The 21877-nt window shown below is 68.5% G+C and carries 24 protein-coding genes, 1 tRNA gene and 1 pseudogene; 15 read left to right on the forward strand and 11 right to left on the reverse strand.

The window, feature by feature from the left end:
- Positions 1-282: non-reducing end alpha-L-arabinofuranosidase family hydrolase (locus PMI01_RS13325; protein ID WP_007669371.1), on the forward strand; the 282-nt coding region annotated here is incomplete at its 5' end.
- Positions 283-355: 73 nt separating this feature from the next.
- Here PMI01_RS13325 and PMI01_RS13330 read toward each other — a convergent pair.
- Positions 356-1690, reverse strand: coding sequence for an alpha-L-fucosidase (locus PMI01_RS13330; protein ID WP_007669373.1), 1335 nt, complete (start codon positions 1688-1690; stop codon positions 356-358).
- Positions 1691-1815: 125 nt separating this feature from the next.
- On the opposite strand from PMI01_RS13330, the gene PMI01_RS27380 reads away from it, so the two are divergent.
- Together PMI01_RS27380 and dusA are read left to right on the forward strand one after the other, a co-directional pair.
- Positions 1816-2070, forward strand: a complete 255-nt coding sequence (locus tag PMI01_RS27380; protein ID WP_162136392.1) for a hypothetical protein — start codon at positions 1816-1818, stop codon at positions 2068-2070.
- Positions 2048-3064, forward strand: a complete 1017-nt coding sequence (dusA, locus tag PMI01_RS13335; RefSeq protein WP_035036126.1) for a tRNA dihydrouridine(20/20a) synthase DusA — start codon at positions 2048-2050, stop codon at positions 3062-3064. The genes PMI01_RS27380 and dusA overlap by 23 nt, the downstream gene beginning before the upstream one ends.
- A gap of 8 nt (positions 3065-3072) precedes the next feature.
- Here the strand turns inward: dusA and PMI01_RS13340 are convergent, their stop codons facing one another.
- Positions 3073-3573 carry a TIGR02281 family clan AA aspartic protease gene (locus PMI01_RS13340; RefSeq protein WP_007669382.1) on the reverse strand — a complete coding sequence of 167 codons (501 nt, stop codon included), beginning with the start codon at positions 3571-3573 and terminating at the stop codon, positions 3073-3075.
- A 275-nt stretch (positions 3574-3848) separates the two neighbouring features.
- Between PMI01_RS13340 and PMI01_RS13345 the strand changes: the two genes are divergently transcribed.
- Complete coding sequence (locus PMI01_RS13345) at positions 3849-4208, forward strand: hypothetical protein (RefSeq protein ID WP_007669384.1); 360 nt, start codon at positions 3849-3851, stop codon at positions 4206-4208.
- 4 nt (positions 4209-4212) lie between these two features.
- Here the strand turns inward: PMI01_RS13345 and PMI01_RS13350 are convergent, their stop codons facing one another.
- Positions 4213-4443 (reverse strand): DUF1289 domain-containing protein, encoded by a 231-nt coding sequence (locus PMI01_RS13350; protein WP_007669386.1) that lies wholly within the window; start codon positions 4441-4443, stop codon positions 4213-4215.
- A 103-nt stretch (positions 4444-4546) separates the two neighbouring features.
- On the opposite strand from PMI01_RS13350, the gene PMI01_RS13355 reads away from it, so the two are divergent.
- From PMI01_RS13355 to PMI01_RS27150, 6 genes and pseudogenes are all read left to right on the forward strand, one after another.
- A complete protein-coding gene (locus PMI01_RS13355; protein WP_007669387.1) occupies positions 4547-4897 on the forward strand; it encodes a hypothetical protein in 351 nt (116 codons plus the stop codon).
- 61 nt (positions 4898-4958) lie between these two features.
- Complete coding sequence (locus tag PMI01_RS13360) at positions 4959-5840, forward strand: nicotinate-nucleotide--dimethylbenzimidazole phosphoribosyltransferase (RefSeq protein WP_007669389.1); 882 nt, start codon at positions 4959-4961, stop codon at positions 5838-5840.
- A gap of 146 nt (positions 5841-5986) precedes the next feature.
- A complete protein-coding gene (locus PMI01_RS13365) occupies positions 5987-7201 on the forward strand; it encodes an acyl-CoA dehydrogenase family protein (protein WP_007669392.1) in 1215 nt (404 codons plus the stop codon).
- A gap of 208 nt (positions 7202-7409) precedes the next feature.
- Positions 7410-8555, forward strand: coding sequence for an acyl-CoA dehydrogenase family protein (locus PMI01_RS13370; protein ID WP_007669394.1), 1146 nt, complete (start codon positions 7410-7412; stop codon positions 8553-8555).
- Positions 8556-8703: 148 nt separating this feature from the next.
- Positions 8704-9075 (forward strand): hypothetical protein, encoded by a 372-nt coding sequence (locus PMI01_RS13375; protein WP_157223773.1) that lies wholly within the window; start codon positions 8704-8706, stop codon positions 9073-9075.
- Between the two features lie 213 nt (positions 9076-9288).
- Positions 9289-9430: pseudogene (locus PMI01_RS27150) on the forward strand (hypothetical protein).
- A 60-nt stretch (positions 9431-9490) separates the two neighbouring features.
- On the opposite strand, the gene PMI01_RS13380 reads toward PMI01_RS27150, so the two are convergent.
- Both PMI01_RS13380 and PMI01_RS13385 read right to left on the reverse strand, forming a co-directional pair.
- Positions 9491-9790 (reverse strand): CC_3452 family protein, encoded by a 300-nt coding sequence (locus PMI01_RS13380; RefSeq protein ID WP_007669401.1) that lies wholly within the window; start codon positions 9788-9790, stop codon positions 9491-9493.
- Between the two features lie 68 nt (positions 9791-9858).
- Positions 9859-10479 carry an LOG family protein gene (locus PMI01_RS13385; protein ID WP_007669404.1) on the reverse strand — a complete coding sequence of 207 codons (621 nt, stop codon included), beginning with the start codon at positions 10477-10479 and terminating at the stop codon, positions 9859-9861.
- 115 nt (positions 10480-10594) lie between these two features.
- Here PMI01_RS13385 and PMI01_RS13390 point away from each other — a divergent pair, with 115 nt between their 5' ends.
- The 4 genes from PMI01_RS13390 to PMI01_RS13405 all read left to right on the forward strand — a co-directional run bounded on the left by PMI01_RS13390 (position 10595) and on the right by PMI01_RS13405 (position 14053).
- Positions 10595-11413, forward strand: a complete 819-nt coding sequence (locus tag PMI01_RS13390; RefSeq protein WP_035036144.1) for a hypothetical protein — start codon at positions 10595-10597, stop codon at positions 11411-11413.
- On the forward strand, positions 11344-13266 hold the full coding sequence (locus tag PMI01_RS13395; protein WP_085954868.1) for an ABCB family ABC transporter ATP-binding protein/permease: 1923 nt from the start codon (positions 11344-11346) through the stop codon (positions 13264-13266). The genes PMI01_RS13390 and PMI01_RS13395 overlap by 70 nt, the downstream gene beginning before the upstream one ends.
- Before the next feature lie 66 nt (positions 13267-13332).
- Complete coding sequence (locus PMI01_RS13400; RefSeq protein WP_007669413.1) at positions 13333-13515, forward strand: hypothetical protein; 183 nt, start codon at positions 13333-13335, stop codon at positions 13513-13515.
- A 100-nt stretch (positions 13516-13615) separates the two neighbouring features.
- Complete coding sequence (locus PMI01_RS13405) at positions 13616-14053, forward strand: VOC family protein (protein ID WP_007669416.1); 438 nt, start codon at positions 13616-13618, stop codon at positions 14051-14053.
- 2 nt (positions 14054-14055) lie between these two features.
- Here the strand turns inward: PMI01_RS13405 and PMI01_RS13410 are convergent, their stop codons facing one another.
- Both PMI01_RS13410 and PMI01_RS13415 read right to left on the reverse strand, forming a co-directional pair.
- Positions 14056-14487 (reverse strand): hypothetical protein, encoded by a 432-nt coding sequence (locus tag PMI01_RS13410; protein ID WP_007669419.1) that lies wholly within the window; start codon positions 14485-14487, stop codon positions 14056-14058.
- A 105-nt stretch (positions 14488-14592) separates the two neighbouring features.
- Positions 14593-15669: an alkene reductase gene (locus PMI01_RS13415; protein ID WP_007669422.1), complete on the reverse strand. Its 1077-nt coding sequence runs from the start codon at positions 15667-15669 to the stop codon at positions 14593-14595.
- Positions 15670-15891: 222 nt separating this feature from the next.
- Between PMI01_RS13415 and PMI01_RS13420 the strand changes: the two genes are divergently transcribed.
- The gene (locus tag PMI01_RS13420) at positions 15892-16827 is read left to right on the forward strand and encodes a DUF808 domain-containing protein (protein WP_007669426.1); all 936 of its coding nucleotides are present in this window, start codon (positions 15892-15894) and stop codon (positions 16825-16827) included.
- A gap of 10 nt (positions 16828-16837) precedes the next feature.
- On the opposite strand, the gene PMI01_RS13425 is transcribed toward PMI01_RS13420, so the two are convergent.
- The 4 genes from PMI01_RS13425 to PMI01_RS13440 all read right to left on the reverse strand — a co-directional run bounded on the left by PMI01_RS13425 (position 16838) and on the right by PMI01_RS13440 (position 21235).
- Positions 16838-17485, reverse strand: a complete 648-nt coding sequence (locus tag PMI01_RS13425) for a DsbA family oxidoreductase (protein ID WP_007669429.1) — start codon at positions 17483-17485, stop codon at positions 16838-16840.
- A gap of 130 nt (positions 17486-17615) precedes the next feature.
- Positions 17616-17690 (reverse strand) — tRNA-Asn (locus PMI01_RS13430).
- Positions 17691-17896: 206 nt separating this feature from the next.
- Positions 17897-20149, reverse strand: a complete 2253-nt coding sequence (locus PMI01_RS13435; RefSeq protein WP_007669433.1) for a beta-glucosidase family protein — start codon at positions 20147-20149, stop codon at positions 17897-17899.
- Positions 20150-20212: 63 nt separating this feature from the next.
- Positions 20213-21235 carry a LacI family DNA-binding transcriptional regulator gene (locus tag PMI01_RS13440; RefSeq protein ID WP_007669435.1) on the reverse strand — a complete coding sequence of 341 codons (1023 nt, stop codon included), beginning with the start codon at positions 21233-21235 and terminating at the stop codon, positions 20213-20215.
- Between the last annotated feature and the right edge of the window lie 642 nt (positions 21236-21877).

Below are 21877 nucleotides of genomic sequence, written 5' to 3' on the forward strand. Positions count from 1 at the left end.
CGGCCGCTCGCCGCCAGCGCCTCGGACTCCTTCGCCGGCGCGGACAATGTCGCTTTCGACGGGCCGGCCTGGTCCGAAGGCGTTTCCCACGGCGAACTCGTGCGCGGCGGGCGCGACCAGACACTGACGATCGATCCCTGCAAGCCCTTGCGGTTCCTCTATCAGGGCCTGGAGTCCCACGCGCCTGGTGTGGAGTACATCAATCTGCCCTACCGCCTGGGCCTCCTGACCGCGACAGGACCCAATCCCATCAGTCGGATGTGTCCGCGATCGGTCGAGTGACGACGTCCGACAAGCTTCCGCCGAGCAGGAGAGGCGGGCGGCCGCGATGGGGCCGAATGTCGGAAGGCGATATCTATGCCGCATCTGGCGCCAGCCGCAGTTCGATCACGGTGACGGCTGGTCCGCGTGATGACGGAGGCACGGACAGGGTGTGGCCATCGGGGGTGGCGGTCCACCTGACGACCTCGCCCGACAGATTCCTGGCGCCCACGACCTTTCTGGGCAAGGGCGGCAGCGACAGTTCGTCCGCGGGCCAGCCGACGATATGGACGAAGACGCTGTCGCCCGCGGTCGTCGCGCCATAGACGCCGTCGACGGGCTGGAGCGGTCCCGGGCGGGTGCCGTAGACGGCCTGGCCGTGGCGCTTCAGCCAAAGCCCGACGCCCTTCAGCGTCTCGGTCTGCTTCGGCGGAATGACGCCGTCCCGGTCGGGGCCGACATTGGCGAGGACGTTTCCGTTGCGCACGACGGCGTCGACCAGCAGGCGCACGACCTGGTCGGCGCTCATGACGTGATCTTCAGGCATGTAGCCCCAGGCGCTGTTGAGGCTGAACGTCTTTTCCCACGGGCGGGCGCGGATCGGACCCTTGATCGGGGCGCCGCCTTCCTCCTCCTCGTAGTCGCCCTGCCATCCCGAGCGCGGGTTGATGAGGATCTTCGGCTGATACTTGCGCACCATGCCGTTCAGCTTGTCCGGTTCCCAGAACCAGGCGGCGTCGGCGTCCGTGCCCTTGTGGGCCAGCCAGCCGCCGTCCCACCACAGGATGTCGATGTGGCCGTAGCGGCGCATCAGCTCCTCGACCTGGCCATAGGTCTGACGCTTCAGCAGCGCGGCGTTTTCTGGCAGCTCCTTCGGGTGGAAATAGCCCGGGAAGCGCCAGTCGAGCGGCGAATAGTAGAGCCCGACGCGAAGTCCTTGTCCGCGGACGGCGGTCACGAAAGGGGCGACCAGGTCGCGATGCGCCGCCGAATGCATCGCGTCGAAATGGCCATGGCTGGCCGGGCTGTCCCACAGGGCGAAGCCGTCGTGGTGGCGCGCCGTCAGCACCATGTAGCGGGCGCCGGCGGTTTTCGCCAACTTGGCCCAGCTGACCGGATCATAGTGCTGGGGGTGGAATTCCTGGGCGAGCTGGGCGTAGGCCTCCGGCGAGACCTTCTCATTGTTCATGTACCACTCGCCCCGGGCCGGAATGGCGTAGAGGCCCCAGTGGACGAAGACGCCGAACTTGGCGTCGCGCCACCACGCCATGTCCTTTTCGGGCAGCAGCAGGTCCGGCGCCAGGGTCGGGTCGGAACTCGAGGTCTTCAGCGCCGACCGCTGCTCGTCGGTCAGGGTCTGGGCGTTCGGCGCGGATGGCGCGAAGGCGGCGGCGGCGGCCCCAAGCAACAGATGGCGACGATCAAACACGAGTTCCCTCCGCTTTCGCGGGCACGCTAAGCGAGGGCGAGATATTTTCAATAGTGAATAATATTTCAAATATGAATTTGGAAGGGGCTTGGCCGGGCCATTGCCTTTCCCCCTTGCGCTGCTTCGTGGATATCGAAGCCCGCTTCGAACAGCCTGTTTGTGGCTTCATGGCGCGGATCGTGGAAGTGAAGGTCCTCGACGTCCGGATAGCGGCAGGCGCGCCGGAAGGCCGTTCCGACCGATCTGCCGTTGTCTGGAAAGATCCGCCCTCGACGACAAGCGGTTGCTTTGAATTGATCCTGCCGCGTCGTACTAAGGCGCACAAAGGACGTTCTAGAGCTTTGAATTTAGTTAAAAATGAAGCAATTTCAATCTCATAGGCTATCCGTTGCCCCTATGATGGACTGGAGCGACCGGCATTGCCGGTCGTTGCACCGGGTGCTGTCGCGCAAGGCGCTGCTGTATTCGGAGATGGTGACCAGCGGGGCGGTGCTGAACGGCGATCGCGAGAAGCTGCTGGGCTTCGACGTTGGCCAGCATCCGGTGGCGCTGCAACTGGGCGGCTCGGAGCCCGCCGATCTGGCCGCCGCGGCGAGGATCGGCGAGGACTTCGGCTATGACGAGATCAACCTGAACGTCGGCTGTCCGTCCGACCGCGTGCAGAGCGGACGGTTCGGGGCCTGCCTGATGCGCGAGCCGGCCCTGGTGGCCGATTGCATGGCGGCCATGGCGGCGGCGGTGTCCGTTCCGGTGACGGTCAAGTGCCGGATCGGCGTCGACGACCAGGATGCGGAGCACAGCCTGTTCGAACTGGTCGACCTGTCGGCCAAGGCGGGGGTCACCAGCTTCGTGGTCCATGCCCGCAAGGCCTGGCTGAAGGGGCTGTCGCCCAAGGAGAACCGCGACGTGCCGCCGCTGGACTATCCGCTGGTCCATCGCCTGAAGGCCGAGCGGCCGGACCTGACCATCGTCATCAACGGCGGGATTCCCGACCTCGACGCCTCGCTGGTTCAGCTGGAGCACGTCGACGGCGTCATGCTGGGCCGGGCGGCCTATCATGAGCCGGGCCTGCTGGGGCAGGTCGACCGCCTGGTCTTCGGCGAGGGGCGCGACGTCGACGCCTTCGAGGCGGTCGAGCTCTACAAGCCCTACATGGCCGGTCAGCTGGCGGCGGGGGTGCATCTGGCCGCCATGGGTCGCCACATGCTGGGCCTGTTCCACGGCATGCCGGGCGCGCGCGCCTGGCGCCGCATCCTCACCGTCGAGGGCGTCGCCGCCGGAGCGGGGCTGGAGGTGGTCGATCGCGCCTTGGCCGCCGTCCGCCAGGCGGTGGACGCGCGCGAGGCCCGGACGCTGGAAGCGGCCGCGAGCTAGCTAGACCTCTAGGACCGCAGGATCAGCGCCCTGGGCGTGGCCTGGAAGCTGGACAGCCGGCCCAGATAGCTCATGCCCAGCAGCGAGGTCTCCAGGCCCTTTTCGATGACCATGGCGTCGACGTCCCGCACCTGGGCGCCGGCCACGGCCACGCTGGCCAGCTTCACCGAGGCGGCGCGGGTCTGACCGGAGGCGGTGATCACCTTGTACTTGTAGTCCAGGCCGCGCACGTCGATCCCCAGGCGCTGGGCGTCGGTCTGGCTGAGGGCGACGGTGGTGGCGCCGGTGTCGATCAGGAAGCGCACGGCGCGGCCGTCGACCTTGGCCTCGGCCCAGAAGTGACCGTCCGAACCCTTGACGATCTGGGCGGCGCCGTCGTCGGCGACGGCGGCGGCCGGCGCGGGGCCGCGCAGGTCCGGTTGGCGCAGATCGTCCAGCGACACGACGGCTTTCGCCGCCCCGACCGCCGAGAGCGCGCCTACGATCGCGATGGTCGCGAACTTGAGCATCGAAGTCACCCCGCCTTGCAGGCTGCTGGCCGTTTCTACGACCGTTGCCTGGAGAATAGAGGCAAAGGGGTTCTCAACCCGTGAATCAACGGGGCGACAAAAATTTACAGTTAATGAAACGGTAACTCAGTGGCAAATTAAAAAAGTGTAATACTTACCACTACTCAGATTACACTCACGTAATGTGCAAGATAACTTCGATGTAACTTAATATCCGCGTGTTTTTGCGGCACGTTGCAGATCAGCAAGTAAGTGCCTATCGAGGGAACACCGCCATGAACAAGATCATCGTCGCGACCGTCGTCGCCGTTTCGGCTCTGGCGGGCGCCGCCCAGGCCGCGACCACCGTCAGCAATTTCGATTTCCTGCAGGCCGCCCGCTGCCGCGGTCTGGCTGCTTCCGAAGGCCTGGGCAAGGTGGACACCGCCAACATCGACGCCTTCCTGAAGCAGGAAACCGGCAACCGTGAGCTGCCGATCCGCGTCTCGGCCAACAACAAGATCACCAGCGCCCAGAAGGAAGGCGACAAGGCCGACGGCGCCAAGAAGGAAAAGCTGCTGGCCGAACGCACGGGCGTCTGCTCGGCCTGGCTCAGCGGCGCGGCGACCGGCGCGGCCGTCAACACGTCCAACTAAGGTTTCAGACCTGGCCAGCCATCAGGCTGGCCATCGGGTCCGGACGCTGGGGCAGGGCGGCCATGATCGCCGCCCGCTCCTCGTCGCTCAGCCGCGACCAGCCCGCGATCTCCGGAAGGGTTCGCCGGCAACCCAGGCAAACGCCCGTCAGTCCATCGACGGCGCACACCTTCACGCAGGGCGTCACGATGGCGCGGGGAGGGGCCAGGGTTCGCGGGATCGGATCCGAAGTCATGCGTAAATCTCGCCGCTCCGGGCCAGCCGCGCAAGGGCCGCCTGAAGGGACGGGGTCCGTATCGGATTTCACATCCCATAACCCTTCCTTCGGAGATCGGACCATGCAGGCCTTGAAACCCTCTCTCGCCCTGGCGCTGGCCGTCGCGTGCGCGACGACCGTTCCCGCCTTCGCCGCGCCCGCGCGCATCAGCGACGGCGACCTGTTGCGCGCCTCGCGCTGCCTGGGCTTGGCCAGGGCCCAGAACCTGGGCGCCGTTGACGCCAAGGCGCTCTCGGAGTTCGTCGAGGTTCAACGCAAGGGCCGTGATCCGGGTATCCGCGACCGGTCCGATTCCCTGGAGACGGCCGCCAGGCGGGAAGGCTCCAGCGGCAACGAGGCCCGCAAGGCGGCGCTGACCGCCGAGCGGGATGGGGCCTGCAAGACCTTGATCGAGAACCCGACCGGCGCCTGATCGACCGACGATCGACGTCACGCCCTTTGCATCGGGCGCGGGCTGGCTTAAGTCCGCGCCCATGACCGCTTCCCCCTTCGACGACATCCGCAAGCTGGCCGCCGACGCGCCGGTTGTCGCGCCCCCGGCTTTCACGACCGGCGGCGATCGCCTGGCCGAGATTTCGGCGTGGCTGACGGCCTGGACCGGCAAGACCCCGCCGGCGGTCCTGCGGCCGGTCGTCGCCCTCTATGCCGGCGCCCGCCAGGGCGTGGGACCGCGTGGCTACGCCCGCGAGCGCCTGGAGGCCGTGGCCTCGGGCGGGGCCAATGTCTGCCGCATCGCCGGCGCGCAGGGCGCGGGGCTGGAAGCCTTCGACCTGGCCGTCGACCGCCCGACGCCCGACGCCACCCTCAAGGCCTCGATGAGCGAGAAGGAATGCGCCGCCACCATGGCCTTCGGCATGGAGGCCCTGGCCAAGCAGCCCGACCTGCTGATCCCCGGCGTCATCGCCGCCGAGGCCGACCGCGCCGTGGCGGCCATCGCCCTGGCCCTGTTCGGCGGCGAGGCCGGCGACTGGAGCGACGCGCCCGAGCCGGTCGCCGCCGCCGTGGCCCGCGCCGCCGGCGAGGCCGACCTCTCCGACCCGTTGCAGGCCCTGCGCGAACTGGGTGGGCGCGAGACCGCCGCCCTGGTCGGCGCGATCCTGGCGGCCCGGGTCCAGAAGATCCCCGTCCTGCTCGACGGCTACGCCGCCTGCGCGGCCGCCGCCGTGCTGCACGCCCTCGACCCCGCCCTGATCGCCCACTGCCTGGCCGCCCATGTGGGACCGGCCAAGGGGCATGCCCGCCTGCTCGACGCGCTGGGCAAGCGGCCGCTGATCGACCTGGATATCGCGGAAGAGGAAGGCGTCGGCGGGGCGACGGCCCTGGCGCTGGTGCGGCTGGCCTGCGAGGTTCGGTAGGGCGCTCGGCGGGCCTGCCGGAGGTCGTAAACTAACCATCGTTTACGTTGACGCTAAGGTCATCTTTCCAAACGCTCGTTCGAACCCTATTGTGACTCCCGACAGTCAAAGACGGCCCCTTGAGAGGCCGATTACGGGAGCCCGCCATGAATCTCGATTTCTCGCCTGAAGACGTCGCCTTCCGCGACGAAGTCCGGGCCTTCATCGCCGAAAACTACCCGGCCGGCCTGCGCGAGAAGCAGGAAGAGGGCGAGGAAATGGCGAAGGAGGACTTCCTGTCCTGGCACCGCGTCCTGGCCAAGAAGGGCTGGGTCGCCCCGGCCTGGCCGGAGAAGTTCGGCGGTCCGGGCTGGACCTCGGTGCAGCGCTACATCTGGTCGGAAGAGACCGCCCGCGCCGACTGCGTGCCGATCCTGCCGTTCGGCATCAACATGGTCGGGCCGGTGATCTACACCTTCGCCACCCCCGAGCAGAAGGAACGCTTCCTGCCGCCGACCCTGTCGGGCGACATCTGGTGGGCCCAGGGCTATTCCGAGCCGGGCGCCGGGTCCGACCTAGCCAGCCTGAAGACCAAGGCCGAGCGCTTCACCGGCGACGACGGCAAGGAATACTACCTGGTCAACGGCCAGAAGACCTGGACCACCCTGGCCCAGCACGGCGACTGGATCTTCTGCCTGGTCCGCACCGACCCGAACGCCAAGATCCAGGAAGGCATCTCGTTCCTGCTGATCGACATGAAGTCGCCGGGCGTCACCGTGCGTCCGATCATCACCCTGGGCGGTGAGCACGAGGTCAACGAGGTCTGGCTCGAGAACGTCAAGGTGCCGGTCGAGAACCGCATCTACGAAGAGAACAAGGGCTGGACCTGCGCCAAGTTCCTGCTGGCCCACGAGCGTTCGGGCATCGCCGGCGTGGCGCGCTCCAAGCGCGGCATCGAGCGCATCCGCCAGATCGCCGCCGAGGAACTGGGCGACGACGGCACGGCGCTGATCAACGACCCGATGTTCAAGCGCAAGGTCGCCGACCTGGAGATCGACCTGACGGCGCTGGAATATACCGAGCTGCGCACCCTGGCGGGCGAGGCGGCCGGCAAGGGTCCCGGGCCGGAGTCCAGCGTGCTGAAGATCAAGGGCACCGAGATTCAGCAGCGGATCACCGAACTGGTGCTCGAGGCGGCCGGCCACTACGACGCGCCGTATTTCCGCGGCTTCCCGAAGGACGGCGACAACGCCCATCCGATCGGCCCGGACTTCGCCCATCGCGCGGCGCCGACCTATTTCAACGTCCGCAAGACGTCGATCTACGGCGGCTCCAACGAGATCCAGCGCAACATCATCGCCAAGATGGTGCTGGGGCTCTGATCCTCTTCCTTCTCCCCTTGCGGGAGAAGGTGTCGCGAAGCGACGGATGAGGGGTTGAAGGCGCGGTCCGCCGCGAGCAGCCTGGGCCGACAAGCCGGTGCGACCCCTCATCCGACGTCCTTCGGACGCCACCTTCTCCCGCAAGGGGAGAAGGACACGAAACAAGCAAGCGGCGCAGCGCCGAAGAACAAGATCCGGAGACCTAGGGATGGACTTCAACTTCACCGAAGAACAGTCGATGGTTCGCGACACGGTCGCGAGCTTCCTGCAGGACAAGTACGACTTCGAGACCCGCCGCAAGATCGTCGCCTCCGAGAGCGGCTGGCGCGCCGACTACTGGCAGGCCTTCGCCGAGGAACTGGGCATCCTGGGCGCCTCGTTCAGCGAGGAGCTGGGCGGTCTGGGCGGCGGCGCGATCGACAACATGATCATCATGGAAGAGTTCGGTAAGGCGCTGGTCATCGAGCCCTATCTGGGCACGGTGGTGATCGGCGGCGGCTTCATGAAGCATTCCGGCTACGCCGGCGCGACCTCGGTCATCGAGGGCATCATCGCCGGCACGACCACGATCGCCTTCGCCTATGCCGAACCGCAGGCCCGCTACACCTGGCAGGACCTGAAGACCACGGCGAAGAAGGATGGCGCGGGCTACGTGCTCAACGGCCACAAGGCCGTGGTGGTCGGCGCGCCGTTCGCCAGCCACCTGGTGGTCACCGCCCGCACCGGCGGCGCCCAGCGCGACGCCGGCGGCGTCTCGGTGTTCCTGGTCGACAAGACCCTGCCGGGCATCGTCACCCGCGACTATCCCACCGTCGACGGCGGCCGCGCCTCGGAGGTCTATTTCGAGAACGTCTCGATCCCGGCCGACGCCCTGATCGGCCAGGAAGGCAACGGCCTGCCGCTGGTTAACAAGGTGATCGACGAGGCGACCGCCGCCGTCGGCGCCGAGGCCGTGGGCGTGCTGCGCAAGCTGCACGAGGGCACCCTGGACTACGCCAAGCAGCGCAAGCAGTTCGGCACCGCGATCAGCAACTTCCAGGTGCTGCAACACCGCATGGTCGACATGTTCATCGAGGTCGAGCAGGCCGTGTCGATGACCTACATGGCCACCATCAAGCTGGACGAGAGCGACGCCGAGCGCGCCAAGGCCGTCTCGGCCGCCAAGGTCCGCATCGGCCGGGCCTGCAAGTTCGTCGGCCAGAACGCCATCCAGATCCATGGCGGCATGGGCATGACCGACGAACTGGCGATCGGCCACTATTTCAAGCGCGCCTCGATCATCGAGGGCCTGTTCGGCTCGGTCGACCACCATCTGAAGCGCTACGAAGGCCTGTCGTTCGGCAAAGCGGCGTAAAACCGCCTACGGACAACCGCCGATTGAAGTCGAAGCCGCCCGCGACACGCCGTCGCGGGCGGTTTTTCTTTTGAGGTTCGACGTTTTCCCCGCCCCGCCGACCAGACGGCGACCGTTCAACACGGCAGGACAACCCGTGGACCGCGCCGTGACCGATTTCCGCCTCGCCAAGACCGCCCAGCCGCTCGCCGAAACCCTGGGTGCGATGGACGCCAGCGCTCAGCTGCTGCTGGAACAGGTGCGCGAGGCCAAGGCCAAGGCCGAGCGCCTGGAGATCGCGCTGTCGCTGGTGGTCGGGGTGGTCGCCAACGACCCCGACCTCGAGGAAGGCCTTGTCCTGCAACGGATCGCGGGCCAGCTGCGGCTGTGCGCCGACCTGCCGGAACTGGCGGCCGAGCTGGTCGGTTGCGACGCCGGACGCATCGACCCGGCGATGCTGCGCGCGGCGGCGGCGATCATCGGCGCGGCCGGCAAGCCCGAGGGCGGCGAGACCGTCGAGGCCAGCCAGACGATCCACTAGGTCTTGGCCGGGCGCATTTCGTCCGTGCGCGAAGCGTGGCCGTCGAGCGCGGAAACAAGGCCTTCGAGGCATTCATCCGTGGGCTGATTTCATCCGTGTTCGGATTATTTTCTTGCGTTTGGCAAGCTCTGGCGCATGCTTTGCCATGACGCGCTGACGACTAGGAGGGTGAGCCCCTGTAAGCCGCGCGCGTCTCCTGGTCCAACGGCCTGTCTGGGAGACGCCGCCAATGAACGTATCGAAGATGAACCACGCCATGCTGTCCTTCGCCTTGCTCGGCGGGATGCTGGTCGGTGGAAGGCAGACGCCCAAGCCGCCGGTGGCGGAGCCGTCGAAGGGCTCGAAGCGCAAGTAAGAAAAAGGGGCGGCCCGCCGTGCGGACCGCCCCTGGTCTTCGCCTGAATGTCGGCCGCGCCTACGACTTGGCGGCGGTGTTGCAGTCGGTGACGCCGGCGGCGTCGAGTTCGGCGCCGCGATAGTTGAACGAAACGATGGCGCCCAGTTCGGCGGCGACCTTGCGGCAGGCGCGGCCGATCGGCAGGGCCTTGACCTGGGGCGCGGCGCAGACGTCGCCGGTGCAGCGCCAGGCGGCGCCGTCCTGGATCAGGGTCGGGACCTTGGCCGGAGCCTGCAGCTTGATGACAGCGCCTTCGGCGGCCAGGGCGGCGGTCGACATGGCGGAAGCCGCGACAAGCGCGGCGACAAAGATACGCATGGTTGTTTCCTTATCCCCAGGCCGGCAATGGGAGGGCGGCCCAACCCTAGGTTCGTTTCTTTTTGCAACTAAGTCAACAGGCGAACCACGTCTGAAACGTCCGTTTGCCCGTTTTTTACGCTCCAGGAAAGGAGGGTGGGCGTTATGTCGCCGGCCTTTTCGACGGACCGCCAATAGTCGGCCAGGACGGATGGGGTCAGACCCTCGTCGATGGTGTGCTGAAGAAGCGCGAACAGAGGGTCCCAGAAGCCGCGGGGATTGTGGAAGACGATGGGCTTGCGGTGCAGGTCCAGGCGTCGCCAGGACAGCAGCTCGATGATCTCCTCCAGCGTGCCGATGCCGCCGGGCAGCACGACGAAGGCGTCGGAGCGCTCGAACATCAGCATCTTGCGCTCGTGCATCGAGGTGACGATCACGGTCTCGACGTCGTCGAACGGCTGCTCGCGGTCGCGCAGGAAATCCGGGATGATGCCCAGCACCGCGCCGCCGGCCGCGTGGGCTCCGCGGGCGGTGGCGCCCATCAGGCCCACGCCGCCGCCGCCATAGACCAGCTTCAGCCCCGCCCTGGCGAAATCGGCGCCGATCTCGAAGGCGGCCTCCAGGAACGCCGGGTCGGCCGCGTTGGACGAACCGCAGTAGACGCAGACCGAGGTCAGGGAAGCGCCTTGGCCGCTGGACAGGTCGGGCATCGTCGTCCACTCCAGAAAAATAAACAGCGCGCCGGTCCTTGTGGACAAGGTCAGCGCGCCGCACGTGAACACCCAGGAATGGGCCGCCGGGGCGTCGGCGGCCGTTGGATACGCCATGATCAGGATTCGCAAGATCGGTTTCAAGTCGGCCTCGGCTTTCGCCGTGATCGCCGCGCTGGCGCTTGCGGGCTGTGATCGCGACGAAGAGGGCTGGCGGCCTGACGTCGCTCCGGCCAATACCGGGCAGGCCGCGCCCCACGCCGGCTATCTGAAGCCGCCCCGCGTCCTGTCGACCGAGCGCCGGGGCGACGCCGTGGCGCTGTCGGGCGAAGCCGCGCCCCTGGCCAGCGTGAGGCTGGGCGCGCCGACCGGCGAGGCCCTGCTGGGCAAGGCCGACGCGGCCGGCCGCTGGCGGCTGGTGGTCCCGCTGGCCGCCGAACCGCGGCTCTACGGCCTGTCGATGACCCTGGAAGGGCGCACCGTGCAGGCCCAGGGCTATCTGATGGTCACGCCCAGCGGCAACGCCGTGATGCTGCGGGCCGGGGCGGGCGCCGAGGTGATGGCGCCGGGCTCGGCGTCGCCCAGGATGCTGGCCATCGACTATGACCGCAGCGGCGGCGGGGTGATCTCCGGCGTCGCCGCGCCCGGCGCCGGCCTGGGCGTGCGCGTCGATCGCGCCACGCGCGGCGAGAGCAAGACCGACGCCGCCGGCCGGTTCACCGTGTCGCTGAGCCAGGCCCTGGAGGCTGGCCCGCGGGTCATCCAGGTGTCCGGCGAGGGCGGCGAGCAGCAGATCGTCCTCGAAGTGGTCCCGCCGCAGCCGCCCTCGGGAGGGCCGGCGCGCTCGACCCTGACGCCGCTGGGCTGGCGGATCGACTGGATGACGCCGGGCGGCGGCGTCCAGACCACGCAATTGCTGGAAGGCGCCCAGTGAGGGGCATGGCGCCGCGCGGCGCGCCCGTCGCCGGCGCGGTGTCGGCCCCCGAGGTCAAGCCCGACGGCTGGAAGGCCCTGGCCGACCTGGCGCGCCTGGTGATGCGCTCCAAGGCGCCCGGCCTGCACTGGCGGGTGAGCCTGGCCCTGGCCTTCACCTTCGTCGGCAAGTTCCTGGGCGTGATCGCGCCGCTGCTGCTGGGCAAGGCCGTCAACGAACTGGGGGCGGGGCACAGCGCCGCGGTCCAGGTCAGCTACGCCTTCGCGGGGCTGGCGGCCGGCTGGGCCCTGATCCGCTTCATCGCCGCCGCCGCCCCCCAGGCCCGCGACGCGGTGTTCACCCCGGTGGCCCAGGCCGCCCAGACCCGGGCGGCGGTCGAGACCTTCGCCCACGCCCTGTCGCTGTCGATCGACTTCCACCAGACCAAGCGCACCGGCTCGCTGTCGCGGATCATCGATCGCGGCGCGCGGTCGATGGACTTCCTGCTGCGCGGCCTGGTGTTCAACATCGCCCCCACCGCCGTCGAGCTGCTGATGGCCGCCGTGGTGCTGGCCAAGGCCTATGACTGGCGCTTCGCCCTGACCGCCATCGTCACCGTGGTGATCTACGGCGTGTTGACCTTCGCGATCTCCGACTGGCGGATCGGCCACCGGCGGGTGATGAACGAGGCCGACGCCGAGGCCGCCGGCCGGGCCGTGGACGCCCTGCTGAACTACGAGACGGTCAAGGCCTTCGGGGCCGAGGACCGGGCCGTGGGCGGCTACGAGCGCGCCCTGCGCACCTATGGCGAGGCCAATATCCGGTCGACCAATTCGCTGACCCTGCTCAACGTCGTCCAGTCGGCGGTGATGAGCCTGGGCCTGGGCGTGATGGCGATTCTGGCCGGCAGCGAGGCGGCCGGCGGCCGCATCGGCCCCGGCGACGTCACCGCCGCCGTGCTGATCCTGGTCAACCTCTACGGACCGCTCAACATCCTGGGCTTCGCCTATCGCGAGATCCGCCAGTCGTTCATCGACATGGAAGCCATGCTGGAACTGCGCCGCGCGCAGCCCGACGTCGCCGACGCGGAGGACGCCATCGACCTGCCGCCGCCCGCCGACCGGCGGGGCGGGGCGGTGTCGTTCGAGGCGGTGTGGTTCCGCCATGGCGCGCGCTCCGAGGGCCTGCAGAACGTCACCTTCTCGGCCGAGCCCGGCACGACGGTGGCGATCGTCGGACCGTCGGGGGCGGGCAAGACCACCCTGGTGCGCCTGGCGCTGCGGATGATCGATCCGCAGGGTGGCCGCGTCACCCTGGACGGCCATGACCTGAAGGCCCTGAAGCAGGCGTCCTTGCGCCGGGCCGTGGCCCTGGTGCCGCAGGACGTGGCGCTGTTCAACGACAGCCTGATGGCCAACATCGCCTTCGCCCGCCCCGAGGCCTCCGAGACCGACGTCTGGGCCGCCGCCGAGGCCGCCGAACTGGGCGAGTTCATCCGCAACCTGCCCGAGGGCATGGACACCAAGGTCGGCGAGCGCGGGCTGAAGCTGTCGGGCGGCGAGCGCCAGCGAGTGGGCATCGCCCGCGCCCTGCTGGCCGATCCCCGGGTGCTGATCCTCGACGAGGCCACCAGCGCCCTGGACAGCCGCACCGAGGCCGCCATCCAGGCCACCCTGCGCAAGGCCCGGGCCGGCCGCACCACCCTGGTCGTCGCCCACCGCCTGTCGACCATCGCCGACGCCGACGAGATCGTCGTCCTGCGTCGCGGCAAGGTGGTGGAGCGCGGGACCCATGCCATCCTGCTGGAAGCCGCCGGCGAATACGCGGCGTTGTGGCGGCGGCAGACTCGGGAGAAACCGGTGGCGGCCGAGTAGGGCGGACGTTGACTCACGCGGCCGTCGGGCTAGAACAAAACTAGAACTGAAACGGCGGTTATTGTCATGTTGACGCGAAAGATCGATCAGGCCCTGGACGCGATGGCCGCCTGCCAGGACCGCGTGCCGGCCCTGCGCGAGATCTATCGCGCCGACAGTCCCGAGAGCCTGGCCCTGGGCAATCTTCTGGAGGCCGTGGAGCGGGCGCGGCGCGTTCTGCAGGGCGAGGCCGCGCCGACGGCGAAATAGCGCCTGGCGGACCGCTCCGGCGACAATTGTGGGCTGCGGGAGGGGGCGCGCCCGCTGTATCCTCGAAGCCAGGCCCCCGTTCGAGATCAGGAGCAGCCCCTTGCGCTATCTGCACACCATGGTTCGCGTGAAGGACCTCGACGCCTCGCTGCGGTTCTATTGCGAAGGCCTGGGCCTGACCGAGATGTACCGGATGGAGAACGACAAGGGTCGCTTCACCCTGGTGTTCCTGGCCGCCCCGGAAGACGTCGAGCTGGCCAAGGAGCGTAAGGCGCCGCTGGTCGAGCTGACCTACAACTGGGATCCCGAGGACTATGACGGCGGCCGCAACTTCGGCCACCTGGCCTATCGGGTCGACGACATCTACGAGACCTGCCAGCGGCTGATGGACATGGGCGTGACGATCAACCGCCCGCCGCGCGACGGCCACATGGCCTTCGTCCGCTCGCCCGACAACATCTCGGTGGAACTGCTGCAGGACGGCAACCTGGACGCCGCCGAGCCTTGGGCCTCGATGCCGAATACGGGCGCCTGGTAGGGCTAGACCAGTTTGACGCGCGGTTCGGGCGGCGCGTAGACGGCGGCCAGGGCCTCCAGCCGGCGGGACGGGTGGTCGATGATCGCCAGCCACACCAGGCGGGCCAGTTCCAGCTTGTAGGCGGTCGCGTAGCCCGTCGAGAACGGCGACGGCGTGCTGCCCGGCGGCTCGGCGGCCTTGGCGCTCAGCAGCCGCTGGCGGGCCAGGATGGCCGGCCGGTCGATCAGCACCTCGCCTTCGCCGCCGGCCACCCAGCTGTCCACCACCGCGGCGGCGGCCACCGCGTGGAACACCATCACCGGCAGGGCTCGCTTCTGGGGCGCCGGCTCGGCGATCATGGTCGGCGAGGCGTTGGGAGGGCTGGTGATCTGGAAGTCCAGGGCCGCGACGCCCCGCTGCAGGACGGTCTTCCAGTGATGGTTGCTCTCGCTCATGGTTAAGCCTGTATCCGCTGCGCGGCGCGGGGTGAAGACCCAACGCGGCAAATGGCGCAGCGGATACAGACACGGGCGGAAATGCCGCGCCCGGAGCGGTTCCGGCTATTCCGCGGCGACGGCCTCGAGCGTCTTCAGGGCGGGATAGTCGACATAGCCCTTGGCTCCGCCGCCATAGAAGGTGGTGGGATCGGGGTCGTTGAGCGCCGCGCCGGCGCGAAGGCGCTCGACCAGGTCGGGATTGGCGATGAACGCCTTGCCGAAGGCCACGGCGTCGGCCGCCCCGGTGTCGAGGGCCGCCTGGGCGGTCTCGCCGGTGAACTTCTCGTTGGCGATGTAGACGCCCCCGAACGCGGCCCGCAGGTCGACGCCCAGGCTGTCGGGGCCGTGGTATTCGCGGGCGCAGAGGAAGGCGATCCCGCGCTTGCCCAGTTCACGGGCCACATGGCCGAAGGTGCCGGCCAGGTCGCTGTCGCCCATCGAATGGCCATCGGCGCGCGGCGCCAGGTGCATGCCCACGCGGCCCGGACCGAAGACCGAGATCGCGGCGTCGGCGGCCTCCAGCATCAGCCGGGCGCGGTTCTCGATCGAACCGCCGTACTGGTCGGTGCGCTGGTTGGAGCCGTCCTGCAGGAACTGGTCGAGCAGGTAGCCGTTGGCGCCGTGCAGTTCGACGCCGTCGAAGCCGGCGTCCTTGGCGTTCTGGGCGGCGACGCGGAAGGACTCGACCACGCCGGCCACCTCCTCGGTGCTCAAGGCGCGCGGGGTGGGGTAGGGGCGTTCGGGGCGCAACAGGCTGACGTGGCCGTTGGCGGGGAGGGCGCTGGGGCCGACCGGCGCCTGGCCATTGTGGAACGACGGGTCGGAGATCCGGCCCACGTGCCAGATCTGCATGAAGATCCGGCCGCCCTTGTCGTGCACGGCCTTGGTGACCAGCTTCCAGCCTTCGACCTGTTCCCGCGACCAGATGCCGGGGACGCCCTGGTAGCCGACGCCTTGCGGCGAGACCGGCACGCCCTCGGTGATCAGCAGGCCGGCCGAGGCGCGCTGGGCGTAGTACTCGGCCATCAGGGCGTTGGGGATCTGGCTGTCGCCGGCCCGAAGACGGGTCAGCGGGGCCATCACCACGCGGTTGGGCAGGTCCAGGTCGCCGAGGCGAAGCGGGTCGAACAGTGTGGGCATGAAAGCGGTCCCTGAAGGATTGGCCGACGACCACGCCGGCGTCTCGCTTATCTGGAGCGTCGCGGCCTTATCGCAACTGCCACAGGAACTGATTTTATTCTGACGGCTGACCCAGGGAATCTGAAGGGGCCGCCCCTTGAAGGGCGGATCAAGGCTCGACCAAGGCGCGTGGTCCGGTCTATTCGCGACAGGACCCTCCTCCACGCGCCACAGAGAACGCCCATGCCCTCCGGCCTTGCCGCCCTGCTCGACGACATCGCCGGCATCACCAAGCTCGCCGCCGCTTCGCTGGACGACGTGGCCGGGGCGGCCGGCAAGGCGGGGACCAAGGCGGTCGGGGTGGTGGTCGACGACGCCGCCGTAACGCCCGGCTACGCCATGGGCTTCACGCCCGACCGCGAACTGCCGATCGTCTGGAAGATCGCGGTCGGCTCGTTCCGCAACAAGCTGCTGTTCCTGCTGCCGGGCGCGCTGCTGCTCAGCGCCTTCGCCCCCTGGGCCGTGACGCCGATCCTGATGCTGGGCGGGGCCTATCTCTGCTTCGAGGCCACGGAGAAGATCATCGAGGCCTTCAGCCCGCACGAGCCGGGGGAGGAGATCGAGGAACTGGCCCTGAGCAGCAAGGATCTCGAGGCCCAGAAGGTGGCCGGGGCCATCCGGACCGACCTGATCCTGTCGGGCGAGATCATGGCCATCGCCCTGGCCGATGTCGCCGACCGCCCCCTGGCCATCCAGGCCGGATCTCTGGCCCTGGTCGGGGTGCTGCTGACCATCGCCGTCTATGGCGTCGTCGGCCTGATCGTGAAGATGGACGACATCGGCCTGCACCTGGCCCAGCGGCGGACGCGACTGGTGCGCGGCCTGGGCCGGGGGCTGGTGCGCGCCATGCCGGTGACGATGGAGGCGCTGACGGTGATCGGCACGGCGGCCATGCTGTGGGTCGGCGGCGGGATCATCGTCCACGGCCTGGAGCATTTCGGCCTGAACACCGTGCCGCACCTGGTCGAGGGCGCGTCGCACTGGGCGGCCGGCGCCCCGGGCGTCGGCGTCGTGACCGGCTGGATGGCCATGGCGGCGGGGTCGGCCGTGGTCGGCTTCATCGTCGGCGGCGCGATCGTCGCCGTCGTCCACCTGATCCCGCGCCGCAAGGCCCACTGAGGCCGAGCCGCTAGGCCTCGGCGGCGATCTTGCGCAGAGCCTGCTCGAAATACTCGGCCGGCTGGCCGCCCGAGATCAGGTAGCGGTCGTTGATCACCACGGCCGGCACCGAGTTGATGCCCGCCGCCTGCCAGGCGCGTTCGGCGTCGCGAACCTCCTGGGCGTACTGGCCGGAGGACAGCACCCGCCGCGCGGCGGCCCCGTCGAGGCCGGCCTTCTCCGCGACGGCGACCAGGACGTCATGGTCGGCCGGGCTGAGCCCGTCGGTGAAATAGGCGTCGAACAGCGCGCGCTTCAGCGCCGGTTGGCCGCCGACGATCCCGGCCCAGTGCAGCAGGCGGTGGGCGTCGAAGGTGTTGTAGATTCGGCTGTTCTCGTTGGTGGTCATCGTGAAGCCCACGGCCGCCGCGCGCTCGTGGATGGCCTTGCGGTTGGACGCCGACTGCTGCGGCGTCGCGCCGTATTTCTCGGCGACGTGCTCGACGATGTTCTGGCCTTCGGGCGGCATGTTGGGGTTGAGCTCGAAGGGCTGGAAATGGATCTCCGCCTCGACCAGGTCGCCGACCCGTTCGAGGGCCTGTTCCAGGCCGCCCAGGCCAACGATGCACCAGGGGCAGGAGACGTCGGAGACGAAGTCGATCTTCAGAGGCTTGGTCATGGCGGAGTCCGGTCGAGAGGAGATCCGACATATAGGGAGCGATGTGGAGAATTCAGGGGGTGGTCGCTGATCGATCCCGGCGAGCCCAGAACTGCGAACTTCGGGTCCCGAAGTTCGCAAGTCTGAGAGGTGGCTCCGCGGGTAGGATTCGAACCTACGACCAGCCGGTTAACAGCCGGCTGCTCTACCACTGAGCTACCGCGGAACAGGTCGCCTCAGGAAGAGGCCGGGTGATAGCCGCCCCCGTGACTCGGTGCAAGCGCATTCGGACAAAAAAACAGCCCGGCTTTTGGCCGGGCTGTGGAAAGTCAGTGATGGTGGGGTGTCTTCAAGGAAGACCGGCTGAAACTGGTCTTTTATGGTTAATCAGACCTTAATTTTCCCTGCGACGAAATGGCGCCAATTGTGCGCTCAACGCTTGGCCAGGCCGACGGGCAGGGCCTGGGCGGCCACGGCGACATCGGCCTTGGCGACCGGATCGCGCGACGAGGCGCCCAGGGTGACCGTGTAGTCGCCGGCCGCCACCGACCAGCCGTGGGCCTGGGCGTCCCACACGGCCAGCAGGCGTGGATCGACGGTCAGGCGGACGCTAGTGGTCGCGCCCGGGGCCAGGTCGAGCTTCTTGAAGCCGGCCAGGCGTTGCGGCGCTTCCCAGCCGCCCGCCTTGGGCGAGACATAGACCTGCGGCACGGCCTTGCCGGCCCGCGCGCCGGTGTTCTTGACGTCGAAGCTGACGGTGACGACGCCATTGGCCGTCGTGGCCTTGAGGTTGCCGTAGGCGAAGGTCGTGTAGGACAGGCCGTGGCCGAAGGCGAACAGCGGCTGGTGGCCCTTCTTGTCGAACCACTTGTAGCCGACCGCCGCGCCCTCGATCGTATAGTCGACCTCGAACAGGGCGTCGGGCGTCTTGGGATCGCCGTCCAGCACCGGGCGCGGCAGCTGCGCCAGGGAGGCGGGGAAGGTGACGGGCAGGCGGCCCGAGGCGTCGACCTCGCCGGTCAGCACGCGAGCGATGGCCTCGCCGCCTTCCGAGCCGGGATACCAGGCCTCGACCACGCCGCCCACCTTGGACAGCCAGGGCATCAGGATCGGGCCGCCGGTCTGCAGCACCACCACGGTCCTGGCGTTGGCGCCGGCGACGGCGTCGATCAGGGCGTCCTGGTCGTGCTCCAAGGTCAAGGGGCTGTCGAAGGACTCGCCGTTCCACTGGTTGGCGAACACCAGGACGACGTCGCTGGCGGCCGCCAGCTTGGCCGCGGCGGCCAGGTCCTTGCCGTCGGCATACTGGATGTCGGCGCCCGGCAGGCGGGCCTTCAGCGCCTTCAGGGGCGAGGAGGGGAAGTAGATCATCGGGCCGGGCCAGGCGGCCGGGCCTTCGCCGGTCACCGCGCGGCCGCCGATCGGATAGACCTGCGAGGAGCCGCCGCCCGACAGCACGCCGACGTCGGCGTGGCCGCCGATGATGGCGATCTTCCTGGCCTTGGAGACCAAGGGAAGGAGGCCCTTGTCGTTCTTCAGGAGGACGATGCCTTCCTCGGCGTCGGCGCGGGTGATCTTGCCGTGGGCCGCGTAGTCGATGGCGGCGATCTTGACCGGCTTCTCGACCACGCCGCTGGCGAACAGGCCGCGCAGGATGCGGCGGACCATGTCGTCGAGACGGGCCTGGGAGACCTCGCCCTTGGCCAGGGCGTCCTTCAGCGGGCCCCGGAAGAAGGTCTGCTTGTCGAAGGCCTGGCCGGCCGATTCCTGGTCGAGGCCGGCGTTGACGGCCTTGGCGCTGGAATGGACCGCGCCCCAGTCGGACATCACGTAGTTCTTGTAGCCCCAGTCCTGCTTGAGCACCTTGTTGAGCAGGAAGTCGTTCTCGCAGGCGTAGTCGCCGTTGATGCGGTTGTAGGCGCACATCACCGAGTGCGGGTCGGAGTCCTCGATGGCGAACTGGAAGGCCAGCAGGTCCGACGTCCGGGCCTCGGCCTCGCCGATCCTGGCGTTGAGCACGAAGCGGCCGTTCTCCTGGTTGTTCAGGGCGTAGTGCTTGATCGTCGAGACGATGGCGTTGGATTGGATGCCGCGGATCTGGGCCCCGACCATCAGGCCAGCCAGCAGCGGGTCTTCGCCGCCATATTCGAAGTTGCGGCCGTTGCGCGGCTCGCGGACCAGGTTCACCCCGCCGGCCAGCATGACGTTGAAGCCCGAGTCGCGGGCTTCCGAACCGATCATCGCGCCGCCCGTGAAGGCCAGGTCAGGGTTCCAGGTGGCGGTGGTGGCCATGCCGGAGGGCAGGGCGGTGCGCTCGCGCTTGTTGGGCTCGCCGCCCTGGGTGGCCACGCCGACGCCGGCGTCGGTCTGGAACTGTTCGGGAATGCCCAGGCGCGGGATGCCCTTCACATAGCCGGCCGAGCCGGGCAGGGCCTCGGGAATGCGCTTGTACTTGTCGCCCATGTCGGCGCCGAAATAGCCGAAGATGACGGTCAGCTTCTCGTCCTGGATCATGGCCTTGACCGCCAGGTCGGCGCGGGTGTCGGCGTCGAGCTTGGGGTCCAGCCACGGCTTGGCGGCCGGGGCTGTCGCCGCGGGTTGCGCGCATGCGGCGGGGGCCAGGGCGCCGGCGGACCCGCCGAGCATCAGGGCCAGGGTCAGGCCCCGCCAGGTCTGTCGGTTCATGGTAACCTCCCTCATGGTGTTGGCGCCGGGCGAAGGCTCGCCGGCGCGGATTGGGTGTTGGCTCTAGCCGGCCCGGACCGGGCCGGTGGATTCGCGGATCACCAGGCTGTGCTTGGTGAGGATCGTCGCCGACGCCTTGCCCAGCGCCTCATTGGCGTTCCAGGCGCCGAGGGCGGTGATGGCCCGGCGGGTCATCTGGTCGAAGGGCTGGCGGATGGTGGTCAGCGACGGCCAGATCGCCGCGGCGATCGGCGCGTCGTCGAAACCCACCACCGACAGGTCGTCGGGCAGCTTCAGGCCGCGGCGCTGGGCCTCCATGCAGGTGGCGGCGGCCATGTCGTCATTGGCCGCGAAGATCGCGGTGGGTGGGTTTTCCATGTCCAGCAGTGCCTGGGCCCCGACCAGGCCGCCCTTGAAGGTGAAGTCGCCCGGCACGATCAGGGCCGGGTCGGGGCGCGGCTTGCCGGCCGCGGCGTAGGCTTCGTTGAAGCCGTTGCGGCGCAGGGTGCTGGCGGCGTGGTCCGGATGGCCGGCGATGTGGCCGATTCGCTCGTGGCCCAGGCTGAACAGGTGCTCGACCACTTCGCGGGCCGCGGCGCGGTCGTCCATGACGATGCTGGGCGAGTGCGAGTCGGGGCTGGTCGGCGAGATCAGCACGCAGCGCACGTCGTGCTCGCGCAGCAGCGTCTTGAGCGGGGCGAAATCGCATTCCGGCGGCAGCAGCACCATTTCGCGGATGCCGCCGTCGGTGACGAAGGCGCGGATCCGCTCCTGCCAGCCGGCCATGTCGCCCTCGACCAGCTCGGCGGTGAGGTGGCGGCCGTTCTCGAGGCAGGCGACCATCAGGGCGTGGTGGATGCGGGTCTGGTAGCCGCCGCTGGGGTCGCCCATCAGGATGCCGACGGCCGGCGCGCTGTGCGAGCGCAGCCCGCGCGCCACCGCGTTGGGGTGATAGTCCAGGGCCAGCATGGCGCCGCGCACCCGTTCGCGGGTCTTGGCGGTGACGCTCTCGTGGTCGTTCAGAACGCGCGAGACGGTCTTGGGCGACACCCCCGCCCGCAGCGCCACATCATGGATCGTCGCCATCTACGTCGTCACACCCAGGTCCGAATTGCACCGCGCCGGGCTCGATCGCCCGAACCGCCGCCGCCCCTTGGAACGAAGCCATAGCCCAGCGCGACAACGATGTCATGCGTGTGGACAAAATTTGTCCAAGAAGGACATTGTCTGAGACATTGCAGGACAAGTTTGGACATTTCCTCGCGGCAATTCCCGATACCAAAAGGATATTCGGCGCGCCTCCTGGCTCCGGCCATGCGCCAGTGAAAGCGCTTGCCGTCACGTCGCGACCAGATCGTCACAAGGCGTCGATGTGGTATTTGTTCGAAAATTATATCCATTAAATCAATAAGATATTGAATCCGTCTTCGTTCCGACTGGCCGTCGGACAGCACGCAAACCCTTGTGGCGACGGCAGTAGCGGGCCTGTCGGCTGCAAAATGACAACGTTGACATTTTGGTTGACACGGACAGGACATTTACCGATCGTGCGTCACGGCTGGGGAGGGCGTGAGCCAGCGTGTGCGTCTCGTGACGCAGGGGTCGCCGGAAGAACTTCACTTGGACGCGAGGGCTCGCCGGGCAGGCCGGGGACCCTTTCAGCGGCAGGCGGAGCAGCAGCCCTCACCGAAATCGGCGGGGGTCGAGAACGGCCATAAGAACGTTTGG

It is taken from the genome of Caulobacter sp. AP07 (genome assembly GCF_000281955.1).
Classification (GTDB): domain Bacteria; phylum Pseudomonadota; class Alphaproteobacteria; order Caulobacterales; family Caulobacteraceae; genus Caulobacter.

Excerpts from the sequence above, each read along its gene's own strand:
- dusA (WP_035036126.1), top strand. The coding sequence starts at position 2,048 with ATGAAGCAATTTCAATCTCATAGGCTATCCGTTGCCCCTATGATGGAC.
- PMI01_RS13340 (WP_007669382.1), bottom strand. The coding sequence starts at position 3,573 with ATGCTCAAGTTCGCGACCATCGCGATCGTAGGCGCGCTCTCGGCGGTC.
- PMI01_RS13345 (WP_007669384.1), top strand. The coding sequence starts at position 3,849 with ATGAACAAGATCATCGTCGCGACCGTCGTCGCCGTTTCGGCTCTGGCG.
- PMI01_RS13350 (WP_007669386.1), bottom strand. The coding sequence starts at position 4,443 with ATGACTTCGGATCCGATCCCGCGAACCCTGGCCCCTCCCCGCGCCATC.
- PMI01_RS13355 (WP_007669387.1), top strand. The coding sequence starts at position 4,547 with ATGCAGGCCTTGAAACCCTCTCTCGCCCTGGCGCTGGCCGTCGCGTGC.
- PMI01_RS13360 (WP_007669389.1), top strand. The coding sequence starts at position 4,959 with ATGACCGCTTCCCCCTTCGACGACATCCGCAAGCTGGCCGCCGACGCG.
- PMI01_RS13365 (WP_007669392.1), top strand. The coding sequence starts at position 5,987 with ATGAATCTCGATTTCTCGCCTGAAGACGTCGCCTTCCGCGACGAAGTC.
- PMI01_RS13370 (WP_007669394.1), top strand. The coding sequence starts at position 7,410 with ATGGACTTCAACTTCACCGAAGAACAGTCGATGGTTCGCGACACGGTC.
- PMI01_RS13380 (WP_007669401.1), bottom strand. The coding sequence starts at position 9,790 with ATGCGTATCTTTGTCGCCGCGCTTGTCGCGGCTTCCGCCATGTCGACC.
- PMI01_RS13385 (WP_007669404.1), bottom strand. The coding sequence starts at position 10,479 with ATGCCCGACCTGTCCAGCGGCCAAGGCGCTTCCCTGACCTCGGTCTGC.
- PMI01_RS13390 (WP_035036144.1), top strand. The coding sequence starts at position 10,595 with ATGATCAGGATTCGCAAGATCGGTTTCAAGTCGGCCTCGGCTTTCGCC.
- PMI01_RS13400 (WP_007669413.1), top strand. The coding sequence starts at position 13,333 with ATGTTGACGCGAAAGATCGATCAGGCCCTGGACGCGATGGCCGCCTGC.
- PMI01_RS13410 (WP_007669419.1), bottom strand. The coding sequence starts at position 14,487 with ATGAGCGAGAGCAACCATCACTGGAAGACCGTCCTGCAGCGGGGCGTC.
- PMI01_RS13415 (WP_007669422.1), bottom strand. The coding sequence starts at position 15,669 with ATGCCCACACTGTTCGACCCGCTTCGCCTCGGCGACCTGGACCTGCCC.
- PMI01_RS13420 (WP_007669426.1), top strand. The coding sequence starts at position 15,892 with ATGCCCTCCGGCCTTGCCGCCCTGCTCGACGACATCGCCGGCATCACC.
- PMI01_RS13425 (WP_007669429.1), bottom strand. The coding sequence starts at position 17,485 with ATGACCAAGCCTCTGAAGATCGACTTCGTCTCCGACGTCTCCTGCCCC.
- PMI01_RS13435 (WP_007669433.1), bottom strand. The coding sequence starts at position 20,149 with ATGAACCGACAGACCTGGCGGGGCCTGACCCTGGCCCTGATGCTCGGC.
- PMI01_RS13440 (WP_007669435.1), bottom strand. The coding sequence starts at position 21,235 with ATGGCGACGATCCATGATGTGGCGCTGCGGGCGGGGGTGTCGCCCAAG.